Origin of the sequence: Pseudomonas abyssi, assembly GCF_003444685.1 — a bacterium.
GTDB lineage: Bacteria > Pseudomonadota > Gammaproteobacteria > Pseudomonadales > Pseudomonadaceae > Halopseudomonas > Halopseudomonas abyssi.
In genome coordinates this window covers 66931-68046 of record NZ_LMAZ01000010.1, presented here as the reverse complement: position 1 = coordinate 68046, position 1116 = coordinate 66931, and the positions used below count along the sequence as shown (strand labels likewise).

Sequence of the window (1116 nt, the reverse complement as noted above, 5' to 3'; positions counted from 1 at the left end):
AAAGACGGTGAAGTCGCCGCTGGCTGGCAAGGTGGAAGAACAGTCAGGTCAGGCTTGCGCCAGAAGTTTTATCCGAGCCCACTTTTGTTGTCGCTAGGAAGACAAAAAGCAAGACCTGACCCTACGCCCCACGGCAAGCGACGCCGCTGCTCTGACAGCTGCTCGGCGGTGGAACAGTGATAACAGTCGTGCTGACGATTACGTCTGAGCTCTCTGCTAAGGGTGCTGGGCGGTCCTGCCGAGCGCACTGGCGATTGCTCGAAGGTTATGGCCGGATTGGCGCATAAGCATCAAGGTGACGCGGTCCTCGATGCGCAAATGTGTATAGTGATTTGGCATGACAACACCCTACATTAGGTGTTGCACTTGGTCATTGAGACCGTCCAGCTCCCTGAATGGTCTGCCCAGCCTTCTGATCAACGACCTTCACAGCGTCAATAAAACGAGTCGGCTCTTTTGCCCGAAAGGTAAGCGGCTAGAAATTAGCCGCTCACTCGCCTACATATCAACACCAATTTTATCCGCGACTTCCCTCAGGCGTAGAGAGAACTCCATAATTTCATCTTTACTCAAGCCACAATATGTCGGAAGGGAGTCTTCAGGCACATTCTGCACCAGAGCCAAACCACATGAAATAAAGTACCGTAACTCTTTAGGCGTGACTGCGAGGTGAATAGACTCAAGCCCATTATTAAATTCAGTCATTTCTTGGGTACCTGCGATTCAATATAGTTTTCCCAACCAACGCCCCCCTTGTCGGGCCTGAATGCCGTAGCCTCACCTCTCTGCCCTCTAATAACAATGGTCTTCGTAGCACTATCAAGATAGTAGACCGTACCATCAACAGCTTGGCGGCGCTCAATTGCTGGATTGGAAACGATTTTTTCTAAAAAACTCTGGAATTGGCTTTTTGTGCTGATGCCAAGATCAGCAAACTCTTGCCGTTCGACTACATGCTTCTGGAACGCATGACCGCTCGCGACCTCCTCAGCCAAGAGCTGAGAATTGAGCCTACCTTGATTGATAGCGCTTTCTGCGCCACTGCTACCTTTTGGACCTCCCAACGTCAAATTAGCCCGTTGGATATCCTCCTGCAACTTCGCAGAAGCGGCACTT

Annotated in this window: 1 protein-coding gene and 1 pseudogene; both read right to left on the bottom strand. The window is 50.9% G+C overall.

All coding sequences use genetic code 11. The features are described from left to right. Nucleotides 1-216: 216 nt before the first annotated feature. The gene (locus tag ASB58_RS20625; protein WP_456239133.1) at nucleotides 217-285 is read right to left on the bottom strand and encodes a hypothetical protein; all 69 of its coding nucleotides are present in this window, start codon (nucleotides 283-285) and stop codon (nucleotides 217-219) included. A gap of 416 nt (nucleotides 286-701) precedes the next feature. Continuing rightward, nucleotides 702-1116, bottom strand: a pseudogene (locus tag ASB58_RS18465) (hypothetical protein); the annotation flags it as partial.